The following is a 26319-nucleotide window of genomic DNA, read 5'->3' as shown; positions in this document are numbered from 1 at the left end:
TGAGAGAAAAACCAGTAAAAAACGCAGTAGAGCGATCTATGTTAGCAGTTTTTTGCCTGTTTTTCTCGCAAGATGAGTTAAATACAGCTGTTCGTTGAACAGGGCTAAACGGTTACTTTATAGCCAATAGACGAACACAAACAAGAATAACCACACCACATCGACAAAATGCCAATACCAAGCCACCGCTTCAAACGCGAAATGACGTTCCGGAGTGAAGTGTCCTTTTATACAACGTATGAGGATCACTATCAGCATAATAGTACCAATAGTCACGTGGAGGCCATGAAATCCTGTAAGCATAAAAAAGGTCGTACCATAAATACCAGCATCTAGAGTTAAATACATTTCTGTGTAAGCTTCATGGTATTCATAAGATTGTAATGTTAAAAACAAAATACCTAGCGCAATTGTCAATGCCATACCAACGATAAGTTGCTTTCTTTTATTTAATTTTAAAGCCCAATGTGCCCAGGTAATGGTAGCGCCTGAGGTTAAAAGAATTAACGTATTTATCGCTGCTAATCCCCAAGCACCCATTGCCTCATTGGCGCCAGCAAAAATTTGATTATTTGGGTTCATAAGCAAAGGCCAAGTCGCTTTGAAATCTGGCCACAATGTATAGTGGGTTATCGGGTGTATTTCCCCACCTAACATAGGTACAACCCAATAACGGGTATAAAAGAGAGCACCAAAAAAAGCGCCAAAAAAACAAACTTCTGAAAAAATAAACCAAGTCATTCCCCAGCGAAATGAGTGATCAACTTGCGAGTCATATAATCCTTTTTGATTTTCATAAATGACTTGGCCAAACCAACCAACCATCATAAAAATAAGTATTGCAAAACCTAAGGTAAAAATATAAGGCCCATACCAATCATGATGTAACCATGATGCTGCGCCTACTAATGTTGTTGTAAGCCCTATAGAGCCTACTAAGGGCCAATGACTTGGTTTGGGAATGTAATAGGTGCCATGCGCTCCCATAAATTAATTCTCCTGTTATCTCTATCTTTTTAACTTAAACTTTATTTAATTAATTACCCGGTTGGTAACGTCGTATAAAGTGTAGGATAAGGTTATTGTTTTTACCTTTTCTGGTAAATCAGTATCTAAATGAAACAACAAAGGCATATTCATTGCTTCATGTCCATTTAAAGTTTGTTGAGTAAAGCAAAAGCACTCTGTTTTCTTTAAATATTTAGCCGCAATCCCTGGGGTTACACTCGGTATTGCTTGGACTGTCATACGAAAATTACTTTGATTCTCAGCATAAAAGGCAAGCTTGGCAATTTCACCTGGATGCACTTTAATCTTTTTTGTTTTTGGATAAAAAGCCCACGGCACACTACCATTGTTCGTAGCTACAAACTCAACAGTTATCTCTCTATTTTTATCAATCGTTTTATCAGTAGCCTCATATGCCTCTACTTGACTATTAACTTTACCGTTAATTCCTAAGGTCTGGCATAAGCGATTATAGATTGGCACTAATGCAAAACCAAAAGCAAACATGCCAAGCGTAATAAGACTTAAAATGATCGTTAATCGCGTATGACGTTTTACCACTAACTTATTCCTCTACGTAACTACTTTCTATTAACTTTCTTTATAAGTAGCAAAGCAATTAAAGGATATCCTCTTGTTAATCAATTTTGGGAGGTATCGTAAAACTATGATAAGGAGGCGGCGAAGATAAGGTCCACTCTAAGCCTTGCGCCCCTTCCCAAACTTGATTAGTTACTTTATGTCCCCTACGGACTGTTCTAATAACATTATAGAGAAATAGTAATTGAGCAAATCCAAAAACAAAGGCACCTATCGATGAAATCATATTAAAGTTTGTAAACTGCAAAGCATAATCAGGAATACGTCTGGGCATACCTGCCAATCCTAGAAAATGCATTGGAAAGAAAGCAACATTAACAGAAATCACAGATAGCCAAAAATGCCACTTACCTAATCGCTCATTGTACATATGGCCCGTCCATTTCGGTAGCCAATAATAAGTCGCGCCAAGAAGTGCAAAGATGACACCAGGAACTAATACATAATGAAAGTGGCCAACGACAAAATAAGTATCTTGATACTGATAGTCAGCTGGAACAAGAGCCAACATTAAACCGGTAAAACCACCTATAGTAAATAAAAACACAAAAGCAACGGCAAAGAGCATAGGCGTTTCAAAAGTCATAGCACCTTTAAACATCGTGCTTACCCAGTTAAACACTTTAATGCCTGTAGGTACAGAAATTAACATCGTAGCATACATAAAAAATAACTCTGCACCTAACGCAATACCGGTTGTAAACATATGGTGTGCCCAAACGATAAACGATAAACCAGCAATAGCAACCGTTGCGTAAACCATAAAATGATAACCAAATAAGGGTTTACGGCTAAAAGTAGGAATTATTTCTGAGATCACACCAAAGGCGGGCAATACCAAAACATACACTTCTGGATGACCAAAAAACCAAAAAATATGTTGAAAGAGAATAGGATCTCCACCACCTGCTGCTTCAAAAAAGCTAGTGCCGAAATGTCTATCAGCTAGCATCATGGTTACAGCCCCTGCTAACACTGGCATAATGGCAATAAGGAGAAAAGCTGTGATCAACCAAGTCCAAACAAACATTGGCATTTTCATTAAAGTCATGCCAGGTGCGCGCATATTTAAAATAGTCGCAATAATATTTATTGACCCCATAATAGAGGAAAGACCCATCATATGAATGGCAAAAATCATAAAGTCAGTACTGGGCGGAGCAAATTTAGTAGATAACGGCGCATACATTGTCCAGCCAAAATTGGGCCCACCTCCGCTATGAAATACAGTGGATCCTAATAAAGCAAATGCAAAAGGTAATAACCAAAAGCTCCAATTATTTAAGCGAGGTAATGCCATATCCGGCGCGCCAATCATCATGGGAATTTGCCAGTTAGCCATACCTGTAAAAGCTGGCATAACAACACCAAATAGCATCATCAAACCATGGAGAGTAACCATCTGATTGTAAAAGTTTGGATCAACAAATCGATGTCCAGGCTGAAATAATTCGGCACGAATTACAAGTGCCATGGCACCTGCAACAAAAAAGCTAATCATAGCAAGCCATAAATAAAGGGTACCGATATCTTTATGGTTAGTTGTAAACAGCCAACGCTTTGCAAATCCTAAGATACCTCTGCCTTGCTCAGGCCCATGATCATGATGATCATCAACGTCGTGGGTTATTACTTCACTCATCGTAAACCTCCAGCTTGAGCTTTATTTACCATTTTAGGTTCTTGACTATTACCTTGCCGCACATTTAAAACATCAGCAGGTTGAATAACATCACCTGTGTTATTTTCCCATGCATTACGCTCATACGTTACAATGGCAGCGATCTCTTCGTCAGTTAACTGATCTTTAAATGCCTGCATTGCTGTGCCAGGGACACCATTTAAAACAATTTCTATATGCCTTGAAATTGGCTTACCTACCGCAACTGAACTACCTTTTAAAGGCGGAAAAACCGGAGGCATTCCTGTTCCATCTGCCTTATGGCAAGCTACGCAAACCTGCTCATATTTAGCTTTACCAGCTGCCATAAGTTCTTCGCTAGTCATATTTTTTTGTACCTGCGTATTAGTAGCTGTACTAGAATACTGATCAGTAACTTTAGGTTGTTGATTAACCCATTTTGTAAAGTCTTCATCATTAACAGCTTGTACTACAATTGGCATATAAGCATGGCCTATCCCACATAATTCGGTACATTGGCCTCGATAAACACCAGGTTTTTCAATTCTCGCCCACGCTTCATACATGAAACCAGGCATTGCATCACGCTTTACACCTAACTTAGGTACCCACCAAGAATGAATAACATCATTAGACGTTACTAAAAAGCGAATTTTTTTATTTACAGGCAAGACTAAAGGTTTGTCTACTTCCAACAAATACCATTGCCCTTTTTTATCTTTATTTTCAATTTGATTAAATGGTGTCGCTAGATTACTAAAAAAACTAATTCCTTGATCTAAATATTGGTATTGCCATTTCCACTGGTAACCTACAATTTTAATTGTAACATCAGCTTCTGCCGTATCTTCAAGATTTAGGAGAATACTCGTTGCTGGAATTGCTAAACCAACTAAAATGAGAAAGGGAACGATAGACCAAAAAATTTCTAAACGACTATTGTGTATAAACGTGGCTGGCGCATGACCTCTAGACTTTCGATGATAAATAAGAGAGTAAATCATGACGCTAAAAACAATTATTCCAATAATTGAGCAAACAATCATGGCAATATTATGTAAATTATACATGTCGTTACTTAATGGAGTAACACCTCTGTACATATTTAGCTGCCACTCATCTCTGGCCATTGCCTCTGAGCTGATTATTAATCCAGCCAAAAAGGTAAGCACTTTACTTACCTGAAACCTATTTAGCATCCCCATCCTCACCTTTTCATGAGCCATAATCTAACTGCAGTTATGGCTTAACGTTTAAATCAAATTGTTATCCACTTAACTTAAAATCCTACCATAAACTGTAATTACCCTCAGTTTTTGACTGGCTTACCATATACTTGATAGCTTCGATAATCTCATCGGTTGAACAGACTTTGCAGCCACCATTTTTAGGATGGTATTCACCGTGAATAGTATCTTCAATTAAAACATCCATATTTTTAGCAATTAATGGTCCCCATATTGCTTTATCACCAAGTTTAGGTGCGCCATTTTTTCCTTCGTTATGGCATACACTACAATTTTCGTTATAAACTAATTTTCCATTAGAAGGGTACTTTTTCGAGCCGCCTGATTGTAAATCACGCCACTGAGAGCGCGATAGTGAGCTGTTTAAAATATAATCTGTCGCTGAAATAATATCATTATCTGAACAGGTTACGCAGGCCCCTTTTACAGGCATGCTGTTATAACCATATATCGCATGACGATAAAGCCCGGTTAACCCACTATCTTTTAAGCGATTAAACCAATTTGCACCATTACCAATGATAGGTGCACCCATCATCCCTTTCTGATGACAAACAATACAGGCGTTAATATAAACTTGCTTGCCGCGCTTTAACGTGGGTTGTTTTTCCGAGGCAGCCACGCCTAAGCGCTCTTCACTAACAACCGTTTTTAAATAAGTAGCAATAGCCAATCTATCTTCATTAGTTAGATTACTAAGGCTGTTATGATTTACTTCAGCCATTGGTCCTGCAACAGGACCTGCTTGATTAATCAATTCACTTTTCTTAAAGACATCAGCGACTTCATGATGGCTTGCAGACTCTAATCCAGCAGCTGTAATATTAGGTGCCCAATAACCATCAATGAAACCTCCTGTTAGATAATAGCGCTGCTTCGGGGCGCCAAATATATTAAGTGGCGTATGGCACATACTACAATGGCCAAGTGTATCTACAATGTATTTGCCTCGATTCCACGCCGGTGATTTATCCTCTTCATAAACAAATTCATTTTCTTCAGGAAAGAAAAATAAGAGATTCCATCCCCAGAGAGCAAACCTTGCGCCAGGTATGTTAAAAGGGAAAGGAAGTGATTTATTTTTTTGCTTAACAGGAGGAATACTCATAAAGTAAGCGTACAATGCACGTGCATCGTCATCTGTGATTTTGGAAAAATAGACATAAGGAAAGACAGGAAAATAATTTCTACCATGTGGATCACGGCCGTCTTTTAAAGCTCTAATAAAATCTGCTTCAGTCCAATTACCAATGCCAGTTTCTTTGTCTGGGGTAATATTAGGGCTATAAAATGTACCAAATGGCGTGGCTATCGGTAATCCGCCTGCATAAGCAGGTGTTCCGCCTTTAACGTCTGTATGACAAGCAATACAATCGCCCATTTTAGCAAGATATTCGCCACGCTTTATTAAAGTTTCTTGCACGCCTGTAGCCGGTTTAGTAGGTGGATACGTGGGATAAATCTCTTGAAGATAAGGTTCAATTACTTTTGGTGCTTGATTAGCAGTACCAGTATTAGGTATTTCTTTAGGATCATTTGTAATCGGTGTTGTAACATTCGCTTGGTTAGATGTTCCTGTTTGATTCGCAGTATTAGTTGTATTAGTAGTACCCGCAGCATTCCCTGTACCTGATGACGTATTAGAAGTTCCTGCCTTATTCGTGGCGTTAAGATTAGTTGCAGTACTTGCCGCATTTGTTGAGCCTGTACTATTTTTTGGAACAGCTGGTTTAGCTGTATTAGTCACATTGGCTGTATTGGCAGTATTAGCTTCATTTTTATTTATTGTATCTGCGTATACATTAAACAAATTAGTTATGCCAAAAACAAAAAGCAATATTGCCTTACTTTTCAACAAAGAGCGCACGCTCCCTCCTTAATTAACAGACTACTGACTTCATGAATGCTCAAAATAATCAGGCATTTTATACTTCAGAAGCCATAACTTGCAATCTAGTTTTCATGGAATTCTATTTCTTTATAATTTTTTATAGAAACTTCTATTATCGATCATTCAACCTTTAAAGTATTGGGGGTGAAAAAACATACTTGCTCAAGTGGTTAAACCAAAAGCAGGTAATCTTAAATTATATGTGGACTAAATTAAAGACGATTTTAATAAGTTAAATAAGGTATAATTTTGCCTCACTGGCTATTTCTTGAATAAATTTTTGATACTGGTGAGCGGATACTTGCCAATAGTGCCAGTAAAGAGGCATAAGCCAGCGCTTACCAGGATTAATTTCAATAAGCTTATTTTGTTCTAACTCTTCTATAATATCGAGCCTGGGAATTAAGCCAAAACCGTAACCTTGTAAGGCAAATTGCTTAAATCCTTCTACAGATGGCACCATATGATAGCGTTTTGGATTAAAAGAAATTTTAAAAAAATGTTGAAAGTAATGTTCATGTAATTTATCCCGACTATCAAAAACTAAAATAGGCGCCAACATCATATTTTCCGGTATAGAAAGATGTTTTTTAAAATATCGCTTAATAAAATTAGGAGAAGCTACTAGTAAATAATCCATATGCCCTAAGAGCTCACATTCGCAACCAGGTAAAGGCTTGGCATAACTGGTTAAACATGAAGAAACAATACCCTTACGCAAATAATCAATAGTTAATTCTTGATCATCAGTAATAATGTCAATATTTACAGCGTTTAAACTATTTATTTTAGGTAGCGCCTTCATAAACCATGTCTCTAAGCTGTCTCGATTCAAAGCAATTGATAACCGACTTGGTGTATCAAGATTTAATTCTTGCAATAAATGCTCTTCAAGCAGTCTTGTACGCCGCAATAAACTTAATAACTTTTCTCCTAACGGAGTTGCAGTATAAGGTAATGATCTTATAAGTAGAGGCTGCCCAAACTGATTTTCCAGCTGTTTTATACGTTGGCTCACGGCCGGTTGCGTTATAAATAATTGTTTGGCCGCCGTTGCAAAGCTTTGAGTTTGAATGACTGTATCTAATGCACATAAGGCACGATAATCTATTTTCATAAATAAAATTTATCAATTATTAAAATTATTAATTTTAATAATAATTAAATTTAGGCGATAATAGAAGCCTGTTTTTTTAAAGAGGGCTAAAACTATGTTAGTTTATCTTAGTGGTTTAGCGTTAGGCTTATCTCTCGTTACAGCCCTTGGCCCTCAAAATATCTTTTTAATTCGCCAAGGTGCGCTACGTCAATATGCAGTGTTATCCGCGGCTGTTTGTTGGATATGCGATATTATTCTGGCATCTGCAAGTGTGGCAGGCTTACACCAATTACTTAATCTTCATCCGTCTTTAAAAACATGGATTACCTGGGCAGGCGCACTTTTTCTTTTCTATTATGGTATTAGTGCTTTAAATAAATCGCTGAAAAAATCATCTGAGAATACTAAGCTAAAGGAAACGCATAATAATCGGTTACAAATTATTTTGCTTGCCGTAGGGTTTAGTTTACTTAACCCACATGCCATTATTGATACGCTCATTATAATTGGTGGTAGCAGTAGCCAATTTCCGGGACATCAAAATGCCTTTTTCTTAGGTGTTATTACCTCCAGCTTTCTTTGGCTGGTGTTGCTAACACTTGTGACACAATTTTTTTCTGAAATTTTGACTAAGGAAACTGTCTGGCGTCGACTTGAATTTGGAAGCGGTAGCTTGATGATATTCTTAGGCGCAAAATTAATGCTCATGTAATAACGGAATTCGACGTAAAATATTTTATGTCGAACTCGTTTATTTTAATTTATATTTTGCACAGCTGCTTTGCATTTTACAAAAATAACGTTTATTTAGCAGCACCAAAGAACTTTTTATCTCTTTTATGCCAAACTAACGTTAATTTCCAGGTTGATAATTAAAGATTTTAACCGCCGCATTACTGACTTGACTAGCTACAGTGGTTTTCAAAGTTTGTAATAAGTCGTTAAATCCATGTTGGCCATAAATGCGATAAGTTAAGTCAGAAACTTGAGTGCCTGCAGCAAAGCGCGCTAATTGATTTTCAAATTCTTGAGTAATATCATTACGACGCCCACCAAAAAAGTTCCTTGGATTTAGACTATTAGGCTTTAAATCATCAGCAGTCCAAGTGTGAATTACATCAGGTGCGACACAAGGCCCCAGAGTTAAAATTAAATCTTGTATGGGCTTGATAGCCAGCTTATACCAATGATCACCTGTGTTCTTACCCATAGACCAATTATATATAGTAATTAAATCATCCAGAGATTGACGATATTTTTCATAAGCTGCTGAACGTTTAGCATGAGCATGCGCTGCTAGACTAAAACCCGCTATAGATAGTGTGACCACTGGAAATAGATAAGCGCCCAAATAACAGGAGCTACCTACAATCACACCTAAAAAGATATTATAATCAATTGCTTTTAAAGCATCTGCGGACTCCTTAAAACGCGAAATTTGCTTTTCAATAAGTTCTAAATGGGCAAGGCTTTTATAATTAAAATTATCTTTAGGTAAATTCAATTGAGAAGAAGATTGAACAGGGTTTCTACTAAATAAGACTCCAAACATAATGACTACTCCATCCTTTGACGTACTATGTTGGTTTACCATAAATTTATTTTTATTGCAATTTGTAAAAAAAAGAGCTAGTTGAGGAATGTTAATGAAGATTAAGATTTTAATAGAAAGGGCCAATCAGTGTGTCGCCAATTGACCCAGTGGAATGACACATAGCAAGTCCAACCTCGCATTGATAATATTGCATACTTACCAAGAAGTTGTCAACCCAGATTTCTATAAGCTTAACAATAAAGTGCTTCTTATATTTAATTGTTGTTTAATGGCGAATAGGCTAATATTCATTATTATTTGAAATTGGTATCCAAGGTGGTTATGTTTGTTGGTAATAGTGTACAAGATACCAGACAATTTTTTTTCACAAGTTGGCGAAAATACTCTTTAAAGGAGGTGCTTACGCCACTTGAACAACAACTTGTTGATGTTATTTTAGCGCATCCTGAATATCATTCTCTTTTAGAGGAAAATAATGCCTCTCTTAACCAGCAGTATTTTCCAGAACTAGGCCAAACTAACCCATTCTTACATATGGGCTTGCACTTAGCTATTCGAGAACAAATTGCAACTAATCGGCCTGTAGGAATTACTAACCGTTTTAAGGAATTGATTGTGCGCTATCAAGATCCCTTATTAGTTGAACATAAAATGATGGATTGTTTGGCTGAATGTCTCTGGCATGCCCAACGTAACCAAATGCCTCCTGATGAAACTGCTTACATCATAGCCTTAGGCCAATTATAATTTTCTTAACAGAATAAAACCACTTTTTAGCCAGTTAAATGCTATTGTTATAGACGCCACTCACTAAGTTTTAAACAAGGTCCAAGTGAAGAGAGAGGCAAACAATTTTACATGGGCGTACTGTACTTCGCCGCACAAGCTTGCAACGCAATATAAAGCTGAGTGGGGGGTGCTATACTTTCACAAATAAACGGCTATAGTTAGAGAGGTAGCAAGAAATAATTAGTTAACTTTATTAGTAAATAAGCCATTCTTTTAATTAAATATTAAATTTTTTTTGAAAAATAATTTATAACTGATAGAGGCTTGAAATAAATTACACTATAAATAAAGGATTTTAAGAGAGGTTCAAAGGAGATTACTATGAGTAGAGTTACTATTTATATGTCTGTTTTATTTTTTGCTTCGACAGTTATAAATGCTAAGACATCACCATTAATACTAAGTGGCATTGAATCACAAAAGATTACTCCCATTATAACTGAGAACCCCGATCAAACTATTCATTTACAACCTGATCATCCGCCCCCTTCTCAATTGAATTCAAGTAATACACCTAACCCAACAGCACCTCATACTGGAACTGGCCCTAATTCTATGGATGAACAAGGTAATACTACTAATAATCCTTCCATAAATAATAGTACCGTTGACTCAACAACACCAACTTCAGTTGATGAAAGTGGTAATACTACTAATGACACAGATGTTAATACTAATTTAAGCGCTACACCAAGTGGCACTACTTCTTCAACGACTGAAGAAACAGATGAGCAAAATGATATAAGTACAAATCTCAATGATACAACTAAGGGAACAAATGGTACTTCTACAGGGGCTCCGGCTGTAAGTGCACCCCCTGCCTTAAATAATGATAGTGGCACTGCCAACGATTCCTCCAATACTACTAAGCCAGCTATTGTAAACCCTTCAAACAATCTTCCATCTATTTCTGATTCAGAAGATGAAATAATCTTCGATAATGAGGAAGAACCTGAAGAGAGTGACGATATATTCCTTATGGATGATGCTGATCCAACTTCAGCAACAGGAGCAAGCGATCCAATAAGGCCAAGTTCTCAATAGCTTAAATGAGTAATTTATTTGCTAGCTATCTTGCATAAAACGTACCCTTACAATCAAAACATTCCCTTAAGAAAATAATTAAGAAATCTTTGTTGGGCCTCGGCCTAGCAAACGTTTAAAGTTAAGCTCTATAGTAAAATAAATTGTTTTAATTTCAGTTTCCGCATAAATGCGTAAGTATAGCGCCACCCACTAAGCTTTATACTGCGTTGTATGCTCATTCGGCGAAGTACGGTACGCCTTGTCTAAAACTTAGTGGGTGACGCTATAATTGGAGCTTAGGTTCATTTAGTAAGAAAAGCTTTACTTTTTTAGATCAAACTTATGTTAATTTAATGAGTTTGAAAGATTTATAATTACTATTTTCTAGTCAATCAGGTAATATAGAGCTAAATTTTAAAAGTTTAAATCAATGAGTGAGCAAGAAAAAACGACCCACTTTGGCTTTACCCCTGTCGCTTGGCATGAAAAGGAAAAAAAGGTTAGAGCTGTTTTTCAATCTGTTGCCAAAAATTACGATTTAATGAATGATCTTATGTCGCTTGGCATACATCGTCTTTGGAAACGTTTTACGGTGGAATTAAGTCAAGTTAAATCAGGGCAGGCTGTTCTAGATTTGGCAGGTGGAAGTGGTGACTTAACCCGATTATTGAGCCAAAGAGTAGGTGATCCGGGCTATGTTGTTCTTGCTGATATTAACTCTGCAATGCTAAACGTTGGCCGCGAAAGGTTAATTAATGAAGGGCTTGTTAATAACATTGCTTATGTTCAAGCTAATGCTGAAACCTTACCTTTTCATAATGATAGTTTTCATTGTATTACTATCGCTTTTGGTTTGCGTAATGTTACTAATAAAGAAGCGGCATTACGCTCGATGTTTCGTGTTTGTAAACCAGGCGGTAAATTATTAGTTTTAGAATTTTCTATGCCTAATGTTCCTGGTTTAAAAACTATCTATGATTGGTATTCTTTTAATATTCTACCTAAATTAGGTCAATTTATTGCTCATGATGCTGATAGCTATAAATATCTTGCTGAATCGATCCGTATGCATCCAAGCCAAGAAAATTTAAAAAAACTAATTGAGGAAGCCGGATTTGAAGATTGTCAGTATTTGAATTTAAATGGTGGTATCGTTGCTTTACATATCGCCTATAAATATTGAGAACGATATGATTAAAAAATATTCTTTAAAAGCGTTACAAGCAGCTATTAATCAGGCTCTCTTCTTAGATGAAAGTATGCCTACAAAAATTAAAACATTTGAAGGGAAAGTAATTGAAATTATTATTGCACCATTAAATGTTAACTTTTATATTACTTTTAAAGCAGAGCAACTCTGTTTATTAGAGCGCGTTACAAATGAGCCAGATACTATTATTCATAGTAACCCTCTTGGTCTTATACGCTTAAGCTTTCTACCTGCATCTAAAGCCCGTTCACTGTTCAATGATAAAATGCGAGTATCAGGTGATATTGAACTAGGTTTAGCTATCAAAAAATTATTTGATGAAGTTGAGATTGACTGGGAAGGTCATTTAGCGCATTTTACAGGTGACGTAATCGCCTATCAGTTAGGTTCTATGATTCGACGTGGGGTAGACTTTAAACGCCAGTTAAGCGCCTCCTTACAAAACAATATGACTGATTATCTTCAAGAAGAGCTGCGGCTTTTTCCTACTCCTGAGGAAGTAGAAAACTTTTTTACTGATATTGATCACTTAGTGTTGGATGTTGAGCGTTTACATGCGCAAATTAATCTCTTGGATAAGCAATGAAATCCATTAAACAGTTAATACGTTTAATTCATATTAATACTATTTTAGCTCGTAATGGGCTTGATCAAGTTATTGTTTCAATTCCACTCTTTTCTGCTTTACGTTTCATCGTTTATTTAAACCCTTGGAACTGGTTTCGCAAAGAGCAACTTACACGTGGTGAGGCACTTCGTAAAACATTAGAAGATTTAGGACCAATTTTTGTTAAATTTGGCCAGGCACTATCTACTCGACCTGACATTATTCCTACTGATATTGCTTTGGAGCTTTGTAAATTACAAGACAATGTTCCACCTTTTCCAAGCGAAAAAGCGTTAGCTATTATTGAATCAGCATTTGGGCGCTCAGCCTTTGATGTTTTTGCATACTTTGATCCGGAACCCTTGGCTTCTGCATCAATGGCCCAGGTACATGCAGCAAAATTAAAAACAGGTGAAGAAGTGGTAGTAAAGGTTTTACGTCCTAATATGCGTAAAATCATTGATCAAGATATTAGCCTTATGTATGCCATCGCTTCCCTTGCTGAGCGTTATTGGTCGGAAAGTAAGCGACTTAAACCTCGAGAAATAGTTCAAGAATTTGAGCACAACTTAATTGACGAACTTGATTTACAACGAGAAGCAGGTAACGCTGGCCAATTGCGCCGCAATTTTCCAAACTCACCTTTATTATATATTCCTGAAGTTTTTTGGGATTATACCCGTGAAAATGTGATGGTTATGGAGCGTATTCATGGTATTCCAATTAGTGATATTACTGCATTAAAAGCGAATCATGTTGATATTAAAAAATTGGCAGAGCGTGGCGTAGAAATCTTTTTTACCCAAGTCTTTAAACATTGTTTTTTTCACGCTGACATGCATCCAGGCAATATTTTTGTTTCCTATGACCATCCAGAACAACCGCAATATATTTGTATTGATTTTGGCATTATTGGTACTTTAAATGATAACGATAAACGCTATCTAGCTGAAAATTTCTATGCCTTTTTTAATCGGGATTATCGTCGGGTTGCAGAACTGCATATTGAATCTGGTTGGGTGGCTAGAAATACGCGTGTTGAAGAATTTGAAAGCGCTATTCGTACTGTTTGTGAACCTATTTTTGAAAAACCATTAAAAGATATTTCGTTCGCCCAAGTGGTCTTACGACTTTTTCAAGTTGCTCGACGCTTTAATATGGAGGTTCAGCCTCAGTTAATTCTTTTACAAAAAACACTTCTAGCCATTGAAGGTTTAGGCAGGCAGCTCTACCCAGAACTTGATTTGTGGGCAACAGCAAAGCCTTTTCTACAAAATTGGTTAAAAGAGCAGTTAGGACCTAGAGCGTTTTTTAGGCGGTTACGTGAAAATGTTCCCTTCTTTGTTGAAGAATTACCTCACATGCCTCGCCTACTACAAGAAGTATTAGTACTTAGTAAAGAAGAGAAGATTCGTTCCTTAAATAATCTCGCTAATCGAGAACGCCTTAGATCAACTCAGAGCAACTGGTTTAAAGGTTTAGGCTTCGGTATTTTCGTCACGATGCTTATAATAAGTTTACTTAGCTATTTAAATTTACTTAATCCAGAAAGATTAACGGCTACGGCCTTTACTATTGCTTTAATTGGCGGTTTAATTTATGTAGGTAACCTTAATAACAGGAGTTGATATGGGATTAAGTGGAGTTAGTCCATTGTCATTATTATTAATCCTTTTAATTATTATTGCTCTTTTCGGTACGAATAAGCTAAAAAATATTGGTTCGGATATAGGTAGTGCAATTAAAAGCTTTCGCAAAGCATTAAACGAAGACAATGATGAGAAAAAGCCATGAGCATGAGTGAGTTATTGGTTATCATTATCGTAGCGCTCATTGCCTTTGGGCCAAATAAATTACCAATGCTTGCTGAACATTTAGGCAAGTTTATTCGTCAACTTAATTCTCTCAAAATGCAGCTCACTAATTTTTGGCAAACCCAACTTAATGAACAACAATTGCTTGAGAATCAAAAAAAAGCTGAACAAGCAGATCTCATTTATAAGAACAAGGATTAATTAGTAGCCTACCTAAGATTGGTGTTGAAAATGATATCAAGTAAGGTCGTTATTGACACCTTTAAGTTTAATCTGAATGCCGCTCAAATTCACCAAAAGGCTAGCTAAGAATTTCATTTTAAGATGAACCAAAACGTAATTCAGGACGATGGCAGTAAGGGGCTTTATGATGCTTAGCATAATAGTCTTGATGATAATCCTCGGCGGCCCAAAAAGGCATCACTTCGAATAGCTTAGTAGCAACATTATAGCCACGGCTTGTTAATGTCTGTATTAAAGCCTGTGCTGCAAGAAATTGGTGATCATCATAACAAAAAATAGCACTTTGATATTGCGGCCCAATATCTGGCCCTTGGCCTGAGCGCTGGGTGGGATCATGAATTTCAAAAAACCGTTTAATAATATCAGAATAATTGACAAGAGATGGATCATACACAATTCGAGCAGCTTCATAGTGACCACTTGTCCCTCGACACACTTGTTCATAAGTGGGTTCTTGGACAGTACCACCAATATAACCTACTTCAACTTTTAATACGCCAGGTATAAGTTTTAAAAAATAATCAATACCCCAAAAGCATCCACCTGCAACAATAGCTTCTTCAGTATCTAAGACTGTTTTATCTAAAACAAAATCAATAGAAGCGGAATTAACACAATGTCGTATATTTTTTTGAGTTAAGTATTCGCCGACAAAGATATGGCCTAGGTGCGCATCACATCTATTACATAAAATTTCTGTTCTCATTCCATCTTGGTCGGGTAATTGCTTAATGGCTTCATCAATATTTTCATCAAAGCTAGGCCATCCGCAACCAGAGTGAAATTGGCTTTCTGCTCTAAATAATGCCAAACCGCAACGCCTACAAAGGTAAGTTCCTCTACCGACTAGATGATTATAAATACCTGTATTAGGATATTCCGTTGCTTTATGGCAGATAATACGTTCAGCAAGTGGAGTTAGACTATCTGTTTTATCTAAGTATGTAGTCATATTACACCCCACTTTAAAGATAATAAATCTATTACTTTATGCGATTACAAATTTTATCAGCCATATAACCAATCGCACCCGCATAATATATAGAGTTATTATAGCGTAAAATCATTTTATAATTTGGATAAGCTAAGAAAACTGGACCACCATTTGGCTGTACGATACTTGCGTCTAGTTCTGAATAAGGCAAGGGTTGACCGTCTTCTGTTCTAACACCCATAGCATTCCATTCACTTACTTTTTTGACAATAGATTTACCTTCTAAATTCTTATCAAATCCCTTAGGCAATTTAACGTGAATACCCCAAGGCTGACCTGTTTGCCAACCATTTTTCTTCATATAATTAGCAATCGAAGCAAACACATCAGGTTTACTTAACCAAATATCTTTACGTCCATCACCATCATAATCGACTGCAAACTGTACCCAGCTTGAAGGTAAGAATTGTGGCTGGCCAGAAGCACCCGCCCACTCACCTTTAAAGCGATCTAAAGTAACATGGCCATCATTAACAATACGTAAAGCAATAAATAGCTCTTTACGGAAAAAATCAGGCCTTGATGAATCATAAGCTAAAGTTGCCAATGATTTTATAACTGGAAAATTGCCCATATAAGAGCCATAACTTGTTTCCATACCCCAGAAAGCTACAATAAAACACGGATCAACGCCAAAATGTTGGCCTACTTCTTCTAAAAGAGCTTTATTCTTTCCATAATGTTTACGTCCCATCGCAATTCGATAACTATCTGCGCGTGTATTTAAGTATTTTGAAAATGTTAGACGGTGTTCGGGTTGTGAGCGGGCCAGACTTTTTACCTGCCGACTAGGCTCACGAATATCAGCAAATGCCTCATCAAATAATTCCGCTGAAATCCCTTGATTAATTGCTTCCTGCCTTACACTAGCAACCCATTGATTCCAATTTGTGCTAGCCATAACAAAAGGTGAAAAGCAACTCAAAAGATAGGGCAATAAGTTAAATATCAACTTTTTCATTTTTTTCTCTCATTAAGTAGATAGGTTCTCAATGTATTAACCTGATAGCCCATGCTGGTATAAATATATATTTATCATGGTAAAAGATAAATATGCAGGATCTATGCCGTAATTTCTGTAAGGCTGCTTATTACTACAGTTAAATTTAAGAACTCAAGATTATAGTGTAATCTATTTCCATATTTAAAGCATTTGCTGCAAAGTAGGCCAAATATTATCCAATATTTTTGCTTGTGCTTCTTCGTTGGGATGCAAGCCATCTGATTGCATCGCGTTAGGATGGCCTGCAACTCCCTCTAAAAACATAGGAATTAACCGAACTTGATATTGATTTGCTAAATCCATATAGATTTGTTTATATTTGTTTAAATAAGCTGAGCCATAATTAGGTGGTAGTAAAGTTGCAAGTAAAAGTACTTTTGCTGATCTTTCTTGTGACTTAATAATTAATTTTTCTAAGTTACGCTTTATATCAGCAATAGATAAGCCGCGTAGCCCATCATTAGCGCCTAATTCAATAATCACAATGTTTGGTCTATATTTTGCTAATGCATCTGATAATTTAGCAAGCCCATTAGCCGTTGTATCACCACTAGTGCTGTAATTAACAACTTGATAAGGCAGCGATTCTTTTTTTAGCCGTTCATTTAATAAATTTACCCAACCTTTACCGTCCTCTATACCAAACCCTGCACTTAGGCTATCACCAAGAACAAGAATCGTCTTTGCATAAAGTGGTGCTATTATAAAAATAAAACATATTATCCAAAAGGATTTTTTAATCATGATTAACTCGGACGCCATAATTAAATTGGTAAATGTTAATTATAGCATTCCCGTTGATGATGGAACTTTAACAATTTTAGACTCTATTAATCTTAGTATTCCTGCCGGTGCAACTATAGCTATTACCGGTGTTTCTGGTTCCGGTAAAACAACCCTTTTAAATATTATGGCTGGTTTAGAAAAGCCTACATCAGGCCGAGTTTATTATGGCTTACAAGAAATTAGCAGCCTTAATGAGGATAGCCGAGCTAAACTGAGAGCAGAGCAGATTGGTTTTATCTTTCAATTTTTTCATTTACTACCCAATCTTAATGCACTTGAAAACGTAATGTTACCTTTAGAGATTAATCGAAAAAAAAATCCTACCAGCATAGCGTTGGATTGGCTTACACAAATGGGATTGAGTAAACGAGCAAAGCATTATCCAAACCAATTATCTGGAGGAGAACAACAACGCGTTGCCATTGCTCGTGCCTTTGCTCTTACACCAGCTGTTTTATTTGCAGATGAACCAACAGGAAATTTAGACAAAAAAACAGGACAAGCCATTATAAATTTATTGTTTTCTCTCAATCAACAATATCAATCAACCTTAGTCATTGTCACTCATGATGATACACTCGCCGCACATTGCCAAATGCATTGGCCACTTATAGATGGACAACTACAATGCTGAATTTTCCTTTACTTATACGTACCTTTGTACGCGAGTGGCGTAGCGGTGAACTGAGCCTCTTATGCTTAGCGCTACTTATTGCAGTAACCTGTATGAGTACTATTAATAATATTACTTTTTCTATTGAAAATTTATTAAACCAACAGGCTGCGCAAATGTTAGGTGCAGATGTGGCGATTACAAGTAATTCACCTTTTCCTAATAATTGGGAAAAAAGAGCAAAAGCGTTGCAGTTAACAGAAGCCAAAACCATTTCGTTCTTAAGTATGGCCATGGTCAATGATAAATTACAGCTTGTCCAAGTCAAAGCGATTACCTCTCCTTATCCTTTAAAGGGATTTATCAAAATTGCGCCTCAACCCTTTGCTTTAGCAACCAATGTAAATCATGCACCAGCATTAGGTCAGTTATGGACTGAAGCAAAATTGCTCTCTCTTTTGCCTGCAAAGGTTGGTGATAAAATTACTATCGGCGAGGCAACCTTTGTGATTGGTGGGATCTTAATTGAAGAGCCCGGGCAAACAGGAGACTGGTTTAATATTTCACCACGGGTAATTATTAATCAAGCCGATCTTGCTAAAACTAAAATTATCCAAACAGGGAGTAAAGTAAGCTATCGATGGTTATTAATGGGCACAGAAAACCAATTAACCCAACTAAAAAATTCGCTAAATCCACCTTTAAGCGAACAACAAAATTGGCAAGATAAAACAGCAAATCCTGCGCTTATTAAAACGATTGAACGTACCTTAGCTTATCTAAATTTAGGTATCTTAATGAGCCTAATCTTAGCTGGAATTGCCATTAGCATGGCTATGCATCGCTATAATCAAAGACATCAAAAACATATATCTATATTAAGATGTTTTGGTGCTGCAGAAAAAGATATTTTTCTTATTTACTTAGGCATTATCCTTATCTTAGGTTTCTTTGCATCTTTAATAGGAATTTTATTAAGCTACGCATTTCAACCTTTCCTCTTTAGTTGGCTAAAAGGATTATTACCAGACTTTCAAGTTGATTATAGTTTCAAACCTGCTCTACTAAGCTTTTCAACTGGTATCCTATTATTACTCAGTTTTACCGTTCCTCACCTTTTAAGTTTACGTAAAATTTCAGCGATAACATTATTTAAATCTCAATATCAAGTGAATAAATATTCCTTTTTAAATTATCTTATTACATTTCTAGCATTAGTGGGCCTCGCTTTCTTATATATTCGCTCTTGGCAGCTAATTATTATCGTCTTTATAGGGTTAATATATTTTGCCGTTTTTGCGTTAAGTTTATTATTGATAACTAATTTCTTTATTAACCTTATAAAAAATAAAATTTCTTTTGTTTGGCGTTTTGGCTTTACAAGCATAAATCGTAATTTAACGAACAGTTTACTACAATTTATAGGAATAGGTTTGGCGCTAGCAGCGCTACTAACCTTAAACTTATTTAAAACCAATTTAATTGACAATTGGCAACAACAATTGCCGGCAGATGCAGCTAATTTTTTTGTTATTAATATTCAGCCCACGCAAGCATCTACTTTCTTAAATTTTCTTAAACAAAATCAAGTTGAAAACGCCATTTTATATCCAATTGTGAAAGGACGATTAATTACTATAAATGATAGAGCTGTATCTTTAAAATTAGGTGATAAAGCAAGAGATATTAATGCACTACAAAGAGAATTAAATTTATCTTGGTCAACTCAGTTACCTGAAGAAAATAAAATAGTTCAAGGTAGTTGGCAAACAAATCAACCTACTTGGATTTCTATTGAAGAAGGGTTAGCGCGGCAATTAGGTGTGGGTATAGGTGATAAACTAGGATTTCGCATAGAAGGACAAACAATTAATGCCTCTATTACAAGTATTCGACAAGTCAATTGGACAAACTTTAAGCCTAATTTTTTTATATTATTTAGTCCTTCCTTATTAGTTAATTTACCTAAATCATATTTAACAAGTTTTTATTTGCCTGAAGAAAGACAATATCTATTAGTAAATTTAGTTAAGCAATTTCCTGGAATTACAATTATTGATATTGCAAGTACTATTAAAAAAGTACAAACAATTTTCCGCAATATAAGCAAGGTTATTAATTTAATCACTGTCTTTATTCTATTAATAGGTATCATCATCGCCATTCTAGCGATGCTTGCTTTTAATGATATTAAACAACAAGAAATTTATATATTAAAATTGCTAGGTGCGCAGAAAAAAGCCCTTTTTTGGATTAGAAGTAGCGAAGCAGCTATTATTGGTTTTTATGCAGGTTTACTCGCTATTATTTTAGCGATTGTGATTAACTATTATTTTAATACAATGACGCTTAATTTTATTTTTCATCCTCCATGGGCACTTTTAATTCTAGTACCATTGCTAACAAGTCTTGCAAATATCTTAATTAACTATAAAATTACTCACCTTTAAGCTAAGAATGTATATTAATTTAATTTTTTTTAAATAATTTAGACAGATTTTATATGATAATTTTGTATATTCCTTTTGAGCGTGCCAACAATGGAAACTTAGGCGAAGCAGCGCAGATATGGAAAAATAATTACCAGTTACACAAAGAAGAAGAGATCAAGATTATTTACTATCAAGATGACTTTGATGCTGAAGATATTGAGCCCAATAGTCTAGTATATATTTTGGCACACGGCGCTGATAATGATCCTAACATTTTAGCCAATTTTAGTTCTGCAGATAAAGCTTCCATTATTAATATTGGCCAACTTGTTTCAAGATTTGAATTCGACTTTCTGAGTATCATTCATAAAATTCATCGAATCTATCTGTATTGTTGTGGAACAGAGCAAAAAAACCGTTTGTTAGCAGGTGAATTTCAACATTCTTTATTAAGGGCTGGGTATACTGTTATACACTTTTATCAAGGCAAAATTTATGCCCCAGATGAGTTAGGAAGATTTTTAACAGAAAAAGATAATAAGATCATCTCTGCTATTCCATTTAACCTACCTCTAAAAGAGGAAAATTTGGATTCATTAACAAGCTATACTTCAATTAAAAAATTGACTAGGTTAACCCATGATGATTTTGTAAATCGTTCAAGGCAATCCTTCTTAAATAAAAATAAGGAAATTAAATATGAAAAAATTTGGGCACTTAGGAAGCAGGCATATAGACCAGAAAATATAAGCACTGCTGTTAGGCCAGTTTTAAATTCGCCAACCAATAATAGGCAAAGGTTTTTTTCTTCTAGTCAATCATCCACCAAGAAAATAGGCTCTATAAAATCAACTATCTTATCTTGTTAAAATTTTGAGGTTAAATTATATAAAAATTTATTTAAAAACACCCTAGAAGGATGCAGAGCTTACAAACTCAGTCTATTATTTAATTTACCCTAATTAATTTAATTAAAACAATGACATTACTTAAACTTGATGTCGAATTGTTTTATTCGGCAATTATTAATGCTTGTCGAGCCATTATTGAGCACCGCGAAGCATTAAATGCAATTAATGTGTTTCCTGTTGCTGATGGCGACACAGGTAATAATATGGCAGCAACAGCGCAAGCCATCATTACTCATGCATCACTTAAGCCTACTTTTTCTGAAACCTGCCAATCCTTAGCAAATGCGGGTATTTTAGGAGCTCATGGTAATTCTGGGATGATCTTTTCTCAATTTTTTAATGGCTTTTTAGAGATATCTTTACCGGATACATTAAAAACCAACGATTTTGCTAACTTGATTAAAGCCGCTTGTATTAGTGTTCGCAAAGCTATTGTTAATCCTGTAGAGGGAACAATTATAACTGTGATGGATGCCTGGGCTAATAGTTTAATCGATAACGCAGCACATATTGCCTGTTTCAATATACTTTTACAAAAGACAAAGGATGTCGTTGATAAAGCGCTAGCGTCAACAATGCAGACGCTGCAATTACTTAAGGAGGCGCACGTAGTGGATGCTGGTGCATTAGGCTTTAATTTTTTTATACAAGGCTTTACTGAATTTTTAGCACATCCAACTAAAAAACCAGAAAAGGTGGATTTTAATTTTGAACAAAATTTACATGAGCTTCCTAGCCATAGCAAGCCACCAATAAATCGTTATTGTAATGAAGCTTTATTAGCAGGCGATGACCTTAGCCAAAAAAAACTAACTCATTTATTAAGGGATTTAGGTGACAGTATGGTTGTTACCACGAATCAAAATTTATGTCGTGTTCACATACATAGTAATGATCCTCCTACGATTTTTACTAATTTGCGCGAAATTGGCAAAATTCAATATTCCAAAGTAGATGACATGTTGCGGCAATATCAATCCATTTACGAAAGAAAGCATCCCATTGCTTTAGTTGCTGACTCAAGTGCTAGTATTCCTCAACACCTATTAGATCAACATCAAATTCATTTAATACCACTTAATGTTCAATTAGATGGGCATGATTTATTAGATCATTATTGTTTTGATGCTAATCAGGTTTTTAATGTTTTAGCAACATTAAAAACCTATCCCACTACCTCATCACCTACCTATGCTTTTATAAATGAAAAAATCAGTTATCTGGCAAAAAATTATGAACAGGTTCTTATTCTTAGTGTGGCTCAAGTGTTAAGTGGTACTTATAATGCAATAGTAAATGTTGCCAACCGCTACTCTAATATTCACGTGATTAATACTTGTCATGTTTCAGGAAGCCAGGGTTTATTGTTAAATTATGCTGCCGAGTTAATTAACCAAAATTTATCGATAAGTGAAATTAAAGAAGCTGTATTAGAAAAAATTAGTAAAACTTATTTTTTTATTATGGTAAATCAATTTGATTCCTTAATACGCTCCGGTCGAGTAAGCAAATTAAAAGGGAGAGTTGCACATTATGCAGGATTAAAACCTATTATTTCATTAGATAAGGAAGGTAAAGTCATTCTCGTTGATAAGGCATTTAATGAAGTTAAAGCGCTAAGTAAGCTTGTTATTAATGTGAGTAATCTAATACAAGACAAGGATTTAGATAGTTATTGTATTATTCATGCAGGTGTTGCAGAAAAAGCAGTCGAATTCGCTTCAATGACAACTGAAGCATTTAAAAAAGAACCTTTATTTATTGATCCTGTATCAATTGCCATTGGTTTACATGCTGGTAAAGGGTGTATTGCCCTTGCAGCCATGCTTAAATAGTTTTTAAATCTGCAAACGCGCGCTGTTTAATTAGCCAGTTTAATAACAAACCATAAAGAGGAACAAATGATATTAAGCTAATTAAAATTTTAAATCCTAAGTCCACAGTCGCAATTTCCACCCAATGAGCACTTAAGTAAAGATTATTACTATGATAAAAAGCAATAAAGAAAAAGCAAAAAGTATCTAATATATTACCAAAAATTGAAGCAATACTTGGAGCCACCCACCATGGCCCATAGTGTCTTAATCTCTGAAAGAAAAAAATATCTAATAATTGACCTAGAACATAGGCAAGGAGACTCGCTAATGCAATCCTAAAGACAATTACATTTAAAACCCATAGATAGCCATGATCAAACCAATTTGAGATAAAAAAGGATAAAATTAAGGCTGGTAACATAGCAAAATAAATAACTTTACGAGCCTCAGTAGCACCAATAAGTCTAGTCGTTAAATCGGTACAGATAAAAACCAGCGGATAAGAAAAGGCACCCCAAGTTGTATGAAAATTTAGGAGCGTGAAGGGATGTTGCACAAGAACATTACTAAGGCAAATTACAAAAATATGAATTAAAGCAATGCTTATTAGCTTAGGGTACATAAAACCTGAATAAAAAGATAAAATTATATCCTAGTTAAATGAATTAACTAATATAGAATTTAAATTATCCTGCTTGCCACCTTGCAGCTCTCTTGCCATCTCTAAAGTTACAACTTTTTTTAAATTAATAACCGCTGCAACTCGTGCAGGATGACTAATATTTATACGCTCATTCAGCCAAACTTCAATACCATCCATAATTTTTTGTAAAGCATTCAAATTATCAATAATCACACTAGTAGAGTACCAATAAATAAGATCATCTAATTCTTTAGTTGCTTTAGTACGCCAACTAAAAAACCCAAGATTACTTTTATCTTTCCACCAATAGTATAAGTTTTGCTTGTTTAAAGGTTGTGAATTAGAAGGTACGTTTAAATCTAATTTTTTAAGCGCTGTAGAGACCGTTTCTTCATACTTGATGGATAAATTAATTTGAGTATGGTTAGAAAAATAGAGCTGTTGATCAAGCCAATTTTTTAAAATTTCTACTTGTATGCTTCGACTAGAAGTCTTAGAATGAATAGCGTGTATGGATTCCCAGTTAGATAACTGAGTATGAAGTGCCTTTAATTGATCTAGTCTATAGGCATAAACTCCATTTTCTACCTGCTCATCCAATGCTGCTATTGTTTTATCTAGCAAATGGGTTTGATAGGTTGCAAGTTTGCTGAATTTTGAGTATGTATCTCGAGTATTTAGCCACCACTGTTTTATATTCCCTGTTTTGAGTGTCTCTTTAAGTTCTTCAAAGGTTCTTTTGGCTTTAAAAAAAATCATTATAATCAGCAATTGAATTTTTTGTGCGATGATAAGACAATTTGATTTTATTTACAATGGGTTAGTTAAAATATATAAGAAAACAAATCTTTTTCTGAAAAAATATTAGACAAATAGGCTATTTTTTGGGTAAAATAAGGCTTTAAAAGTTTATTTTAGGATAAAGTAATGCCAAAAAAGTTTTTTGACTCTATCAAGACCTCTGAAGCAGGGCTTAATGCTCATAAATCAAGTGCGCTAACTCAAATCATATCTAGCCTTGCTTCTAGTACATCAGGTAATTTTAATCCAACGGCACAGATCCCGCAAAAATTTATTCAGGCAATTATTGAATTTTCAACGCTCTTTCGCTCTGACGTGGAGACTGTTGAAAAAGTACAGAATGGGATACTAGCAGTGCTAGCTACAGCTCAATTAGGTGTTGCTACTACCTTATTATTTCAACATCAAATTTGCGATGATAATTCTGACTCAATATGTAAAAGTGCTTTTCTGTTAGAAATATTCTACACAAGTCTTTTATCACTAGGTTGGGGGGTCAGTGAAATTGCAGCAGCAATACAAAGAGCTAACAGCCAAGGAGCGTTACCAGCCTCAGGCTTAGGCGCTAAGAAAGTAGCAGCCTTTACGCAAATAGTTGGCAATTTTATAGCGAATTTGGGCGACAATATTACCCCAATTGTCCAAATTCCACAGAAGATTATACAAACCATTACCGGTTTCTATACTGCTTTTCGTTCTGATATAGAAACAAAAGATCGGTTACAAAATGGGGCCTTAGGTTTACTTGCAGCAGCACAATTAGTTTTAGCAATTATACTCTTTACTCAAGATAGAACCTGTGAAAAAAATAATACTGATGCCTTATGTCAGGCAAGCTTTTTATTAGAAGCTTTTTATGCTGGTATTTTATCCCTAGGATGGAGCGAGAGTGAAATAAGGGAATATGCGCAACGAGCAATCACACGCAATGTGCTTCCGGTTCAGCAACAGCAACAGCAACAGCAACAGCAACAGCAACAGCAGGCGCCAGCCCAACAGGATTGTAGCTTACCCTGTACTATTATTTAGTAATTAAATTAAGCGTTAGTTTGTATTAACTAACGCTTTTACTTAGATAAAAATTCCCAAGGTCTTGAAATTAAAATTACTCCTCGACTTGAATATCAATTTTCTTTTCAAGAGCAGCTTCTTTTTTAGGAATAATAATCTCAAGAACGCCTTGTTTGTATTTAGCACTAATTTTGGCATCATCGGCTGTCTGAGGCAGACTGAAACGACGATAAAATTGTCCTTGTGCACGTTCTACTCGAGTATAACCATTTTTTTCTTCTGTTTTGTCGAAATTGCGTTCTCCTTGAATGGTTAATAAATTATTTTCAAGTGAAATATGAATATCTTCTTTATTAACACCAGGAATATCAGCAATAACAACAAACTGATTTTTATCTTCTTTAATATCGACTGAGGGTGCCCAAGTGCTCGTGGTGACAAAGGACGAATCATCTTGTTGCTGACCTCTTAAAAAATTATCCCATAAAGAATTGATGTCTCGATATAATGATGGAAAATAATCACGCTTTAAATTATTCATACTTAATTTCTCCTTTATGAAATAGGGTATGCCTAA

At 35.5% G+C, this 26319-nt stretch carries 26 protein-coding genes; 13 read left to right on the top strand and 13 right to left on the bottom strand.

Annotation, left to right across the window (positions count from 1 at the left end; all coding sequences use genetic code 11):
• Positions 1 to 117: 117 nt before the first annotated feature.
• The 6 genes from E1P04_RS06110 to E1P04_RS06085 form a co-directional block, all read right to left on the bottom strand.
• The gene (locus E1P04_RS06110; RefSeq protein ID WP_131782034.1) at positions 118 to 987 is read right to left on the bottom strand and encodes a cytochrome c oxidase subunit 3; all 870 of its coding nucleotides are present in this window, start codon (positions 985 to 987) and stop codon (positions 118 to 120) included.
• A gap of 45 nt (positions 988 to 1032) precedes the next feature.
• Positions 1033 to 1569: a cytochrome c oxidase assembly protein gene (locus E1P04_RS06105; protein WP_131782033.1), complete on the bottom strand. Its 537-nt coding sequence runs from the start codon at positions 1567 to 1569 to the stop codon at positions 1033 to 1035.
• Between the two features lie 76 nt (positions 1570 to 1645).
• Positions 1646 to 3250: a cytochrome c oxidase subunit I gene (gene ctaD, locus E1P04_RS06100; RefSeq protein ID WP_131782032.1), complete on the bottom strand. Its 1605-nt coding sequence runs from the start codon at positions 3248 to 3250 to the stop codon at positions 1646 to 1648.
• Complete coding sequence (coxB, locus tag E1P04_RS06095; protein WP_131782031.1) at positions 3247 to 4449, bottom strand: cytochrome c oxidase subunit II; 1203 nt, start codon at positions 4447 to 4449, stop codon at positions 3247 to 3249. The genes ctaD and coxB overlap by 4 nt, the downstream gene beginning before the upstream one ends.
• A gap of 88 nt (positions 4450 to 4537) precedes the next feature.
• Positions 4538 to 5980 carry a c-type cytochrome gene (locus E1P04_RS06090; RefSeq protein WP_242604400.1) on the bottom strand — a complete coding sequence of 481 codons (1443 nt, stop codon included), beginning with the start codon at positions 5978 to 5980 and terminating at the stop codon, positions 4538 to 4540.
• A 640-nt stretch (positions 5981 to 6620) separates the two neighbouring features.
• Complete coding sequence (locus E1P04_RS06085; RefSeq protein WP_131782030.1) at positions 6621 to 7505, bottom strand: ArgP/LysG family DNA-binding transcriptional regulator; 885 nt, start codon at positions 7503 to 7505, stop codon at positions 6621 to 6623.
• A gap of 94 nt (positions 7506 to 7599) precedes the next feature.
• Here E1P04_RS06085 and E1P04_RS06080 point away from each other — a divergent pair, with 94 nt between their 5' ends.
• Entirely contained in the window at positions 7600 to 8199 is a 600-nt protein-coding gene (locus tag E1P04_RS06080) for a LysE/ArgO family amino acid transporter (protein ID WP_131782029.1), read from the top strand.
• 141 nt (positions 8200 to 8340) lie between these two features.
• Here E1P04_RS06080 and E1P04_RS06075 read toward each other — a convergent pair whose 3' ends face one another.
• Positions 8341 to 9039 carry a hypothetical protein gene (locus tag E1P04_RS06075; RefSeq protein WP_131782028.1) on the bottom strand — a complete coding sequence of 233 codons (699 nt, stop codon included), beginning with the start codon at positions 9037 to 9039 and terminating at the stop codon, positions 8341 to 8343.
• Positions 9040 to 9363: 324 nt separating this feature from the next.
• Between E1P04_RS06075 and E1P04_RS06070 the strand changes: the two genes are divergently transcribed.
• The 7 genes from E1P04_RS06070 to E1P04_RS06040 all read left to right on the top strand — a co-directional run bounded on the left by E1P04_RS06070 (position 9364) and on the right by E1P04_RS06040 (position 14689).
• Complete coding sequence (locus E1P04_RS06070; protein WP_131782027.1) at positions 9364 to 9789, top strand: DUF1841 family protein; 426 nt, start codon at positions 9364 to 9366, stop codon at positions 9787 to 9789.
• Between the two features lie 363 nt (positions 9790 to 10152).
• The gene (locus E1P04_RS06065; RefSeq protein ID WP_131782026.1) at positions 10153 to 10875 is read left to right on the top strand and encodes a hypothetical protein; all 723 of its coding nucleotides are present in this window, start codon (positions 10153 to 10155) and stop codon (positions 10873 to 10875) included.
• Positions 10876 to 11287: 412 nt separating this feature from the next.
• Entirely contained in the window at positions 11288 to 12040 is a 753-nt protein-coding gene (gene ubiE / locus E1P04_RS06060) for a bifunctional demethylmenaquinone methyltransferase/2-methoxy-6-polyprenyl-1,4-benzoquinol methylase UbiE (protein ID WP_131782025.1), read from the top strand.
• Between the two features lie 7 nt (positions 12041 to 12047).
• Positions 12048 to 12653, top strand: a complete 606-nt coding sequence (locus E1P04_RS06055; protein ID WP_131782024.1) for a ubiquinone biosynthesis accessory factor UbiJ — start codon at positions 12048 to 12050, stop codon at positions 12651 to 12653.
• Positions 12650 to 14302, top strand: a complete 1653-nt coding sequence (ubiB, locus tag E1P04_RS06050) for a ubiquinone biosynthesis regulatory protein kinase UbiB (protein WP_131782023.1) — start codon at positions 12650 to 12652, stop codon at positions 14300 to 14302. Before E1P04_RS06055 ends, ubiB begins: the two co-directional genes overlap by 4 nt.
• Position 14303: 1 nt before the next feature.
• On the top strand, positions 14304 to 14468 hold the full coding sequence (tatA, locus tag E1P04_RS06045) for a twin-arginine translocase TatA/TatE family subunit (RefSeq protein WP_131782022.1): 165 nt from the start codon (positions 14304 to 14306) through the stop codon (positions 14466 to 14468).
• The gene (locus E1P04_RS06040; protein WP_131782021.1) at positions 14465 to 14689 is read left to right on the top strand and encodes a Sec-independent protein translocase subunit TatA/TatB; all 225 of its coding nucleotides are present in this window, start codon (positions 14465 to 14467) and stop codon (positions 14687 to 14689) included. The genes tatA and E1P04_RS06040 overlap by 4 nt, the downstream gene beginning before the upstream one ends.
• A gap of 118 nt (positions 14690 to 14807) precedes the next feature.
• Here the strand turns inward: E1P04_RS06040 and E1P04_RS06035 are convergent, their stop codons facing one another.
• From E1P04_RS06035 to E1P04_RS06025, 3 genes are all read right to left on the bottom strand, one after another.
• On the bottom strand, positions 14808 to 15683 hold the full coding sequence (locus E1P04_RS06035; RefSeq protein ID WP_131782020.1) for a bifunctional methionine sulfoxide reductase B/A protein: 876 nt from the start codon (positions 15681 to 15683) through the stop codon (positions 14808 to 14810).
• A 31-nt stretch (positions 15684 to 15714) separates the two neighbouring features.
• Complete coding sequence (locus E1P04_RS06030; protein WP_131782019.1) at positions 15715 to 16686, bottom strand: lytic murein transglycosylase; 972 nt, start codon at positions 16684 to 16686, stop codon at positions 15715 to 15717.
• A 183-nt stretch (positions 16687 to 16869) separates the two neighbouring features.
• Positions 16870 to 17472 carry an arylesterase gene (locus tag E1P04_RS06025; RefSeq protein WP_131782018.1) on the bottom strand — a complete coding sequence of 201 codons (603 nt, stop codon included), beginning with the start codon at positions 17470 to 17472 and terminating at the stop codon, positions 16870 to 16872.
• Between E1P04_RS06025 and E1P04_RS06020 the strand changes: the two genes are divergently transcribed.
• From E1P04_RS06020 to E1P04_RS06005, 4 genes are all read left to right on the top strand, one after another.
• On the top strand, positions 17471 to 18148 hold the full coding sequence (locus E1P04_RS06020; RefSeq protein WP_131782017.1) for an ABC transporter ATP-binding protein: 678 nt from the start codon (positions 17471 to 17473) through the stop codon (positions 18146 to 18148). The two genes, E1P04_RS06025 and E1P04_RS06020, sit on opposite strands and share 2 nt — an antisense overlap.
• Complete coding sequence (locus E1P04_RS06015) at positions 18142 to 20577, top strand: ABC transporter permease (RefSeq protein ID WP_131782016.1); 2436 nt, start codon at positions 18142 to 18144, stop codon at positions 20575 to 20577. The genes E1P04_RS06020 and E1P04_RS06015 overlap by 7 nt, the downstream gene beginning before the upstream one ends.
• 53 nt (positions 20578 to 20630) lie before the next feature.
• A complete protein-coding gene (locus E1P04_RS06010) occupies positions 20631 to 21428 on the top strand; it encodes a hypothetical protein (protein ID WP_131782015.1) in 798 nt (265 codons plus the stop codon).
• Positions 21429 to 21538: 110 nt separating this feature from the next.
• Positions 21539 to 23305, top strand: coding sequence for a DegV family protein (locus E1P04_RS06005; protein ID WP_131782014.1), 1767 nt, complete (start codon positions 21539 to 21541; stop codon positions 23303 to 23305).
• Here E1P04_RS06005 and E1P04_RS06000 read toward each other — a convergent pair.
• Both E1P04_RS06000 and E1P04_RS05995 read right to left on the bottom strand, forming a co-directional pair.
• A complete protein-coding gene (locus E1P04_RS06000; RefSeq protein WP_131782013.1) occupies positions 23298 to 23909 on the bottom strand; it encodes a 7-cyano-7-deazaguanine/7-aminomethyl-7-deazaguanine transporter in 612 nt (203 codons plus the stop codon). The genes E1P04_RS06005 and E1P04_RS06000 overlap by 8 nt on opposite strands.
• 30 nt (positions 23910 to 23939) lie before the next feature.
• Complete coding sequence (locus E1P04_RS05995) at positions 23940 to 24689, bottom strand: hypothetical protein (protein ID WP_131782012.1); 750 nt, start codon at positions 24687 to 24689, stop codon at positions 23940 to 23942.
• A gap of 168 nt (positions 24690 to 24857) precedes the next feature.
• Here E1P04_RS05995 and E1P04_RS05990 point away from each other — a divergent pair, with 168 nt between their 5' ends.
• Positions 24858 to 25760, top strand: coding sequence for a hypothetical protein (locus tag E1P04_RS05990; protein WP_131782011.1), 903 nt, complete (start codon positions 24858 to 24860; stop codon positions 25758 to 25760).
• Between the two features lie 76 nt (positions 25761 to 25836).
• Here E1P04_RS05990 and E1P04_RS05985 read toward each other — a convergent pair whose 3' ends face one another.
• Positions 25837 to 26283 carry an Hsp20/alpha crystallin family protein gene (locus tag E1P04_RS05985; protein ID WP_131782010.1) on the bottom strand — a complete coding sequence of 149 codons (447 nt, stop codon included), beginning with the start codon at positions 26281 to 26283 and terminating at the stop codon, positions 25837 to 25839.
• Positions 26284 to 26319 lie beyond the last annotated feature (36 nt).

Source organism: Legionella gresilensis (assembly GCF_900639865.1).
Classification (GTDB): Bacteria; Pseudomonadota; Gammaproteobacteria; order Legionellales; family Legionellaceae; genus Legionella_C; species Legionella_C gresilensis.
Note: the sequence above shows the minus strand (reverse complement) of the source record. Positions and strands in the feature narration are given on the sequence as shown.

Bases quoted from the DNA above. Each gene is read 5' to 3' on its own strand.
- E1P04_RS06110 (WP_131782034.1), bottom strand. From the start codon at position 987: ATGGGAGCGCATGGCACCTATTACATTCCCAAACCAAGTCATTGGCCC.
- ctaD (WP_131782032.1), bottom strand. From the start codon at position 3,250: ATGAGTGAAGTAATAACCCACGACGTTGATGATCATCATGATCATGGG.
- coxB (WP_131782031.1), bottom strand. From the start codon at position 4,449: ATGCTAAATAGGTTTCAGGTAAGTAAAGTGCTTACCTTTTTGGCTGGA.
- E1P04_RS06085 (WP_131782030.1), bottom strand. From the start codon at position 7,505: ATGAAAATAGATTATCGTGCCTTATGTGCATTAGATACAGTCATTCAA.
- E1P04_RS06080 (WP_131782029.1), top strand. From the start codon at position 7,600: ATGTTAGTTTATCTTAGTGGTTTAGCGTTAGGCTTATCTCTCGTTACA.
- E1P04_RS06075 (WP_131782028.1), bottom strand. From the start codon at position 9,039: ATGTTTGGAGTCTTATTTAGTAGAAACCCTGTTCAATCTTCTTCTCAA.
- E1P04_RS06070 (WP_131782027.1), top strand. From the start codon at position 9,364: ATGTTTGTTGGTAATAGTGTACAAGATACCAGACAATTTTTTTTCACA.
- E1P04_RS06065 (WP_131782026.1), top strand. From the start codon at position 10,153: ATGAGTAGAGTTACTATTTATATGTCTGTTTTATTTTTTGCTTCGACA.
- ubiE (WP_131782025.1), top strand. From the start codon at position 11,288: ATGAGTGAGCAAGAAAAAACGACCCACTTTGGCTTTACCCCTGTCGCT.
- E1P04_RS06055 (WP_131782024.1), top strand. From the start codon at position 12,048: ATGATTAAAAAATATTCTTTAAAAGCGTTACAAGCAGCTATTAATCAG.
- ubiB (WP_131782023.1), top strand. From the start codon at position 12,650: ATGAAATCCATTAAACAGTTAATACGTTTAATTCATATTAATACTATT.
- tatA (WP_131782022.1), top strand. From the start codon at position 14,304: ATGGGATTAAGTGGAGTTAGTCCATTGTCATTATTATTAATCCTTTTA.
- E1P04_RS06040 (WP_131782021.1), top strand. From the start codon at position 14,465: ATGAGCATGAGTGAGTTATTGGTTATCATTATCGTAGCGCTCATTGCC.
- E1P04_RS06035 (WP_131782020.1), bottom strand. From the start codon at position 15,683: ATGACTACATACTTAGATAAAACAGATAGTCTAACTCCACTTGCTGAA.
- E1P04_RS06030 (WP_131782019.1), bottom strand. From the start codon at position 16,686: ATGAAAAAGTTGATATTTAACTTATTGCCCTATCTTTTGAGTTGCTTT.
- E1P04_RS06020 (WP_131782017.1), top strand. From the start codon at position 17,471: ATGATTAACTCGGACGCCATAATTAAATTGGTAAATGTTAATTATAGC.
- E1P04_RS06025 (WP_131782018.1), bottom strand. From the start codon at position 17,472: ATGATTAAAAAATCCTTTTGGATAATATGTTTTATTTTTATAATAGCA.
- E1P04_RS06015 (WP_131782016.1), top strand. From the start codon at position 18,142: ATGCTGAATTTTCCTTTACTTATACGTACCTTTGTACGCGAGTGGCGT.
- E1P04_RS06010 (WP_131782015.1), top strand. From the start codon at position 20,631: ATGATAATTTTGTATATTCCTTTTGAGCGTGCCAACAATGGAAACTTA.
- E1P04_RS06005 (WP_131782014.1), top strand. From the start codon at position 21,539: ATGACATTACTTAAACTTGATGTCGAATTGTTTTATTCGGCAATTATT.
- E1P04_RS06000 (WP_131782013.1), bottom strand. From the start codon at position 23,909: ATGTACCCTAAGCTAATAAGCATTGCTTTAATTCATATTTTTGTAATT.
- E1P04_RS05995 (WP_131782012.1), bottom strand. From the start codon at position 24,689: ATGATTTTTTTTAAAGCCAAAAGAACCTTTGAAGAACTTAAAGAGACA.
- E1P04_RS05990 (WP_131782011.1), top strand. From the start codon at position 24,858: ATGCCAAAAAAGTTTTTTGACTCTATCAAGACCTCTGAAGCAGGGCTT.
- E1P04_RS05985 (WP_131782010.1), bottom strand. From the start codon at position 26,283: ATGAATAATTTAAAGCGTGATTATTTTCCATCATTATATCGAGACATC.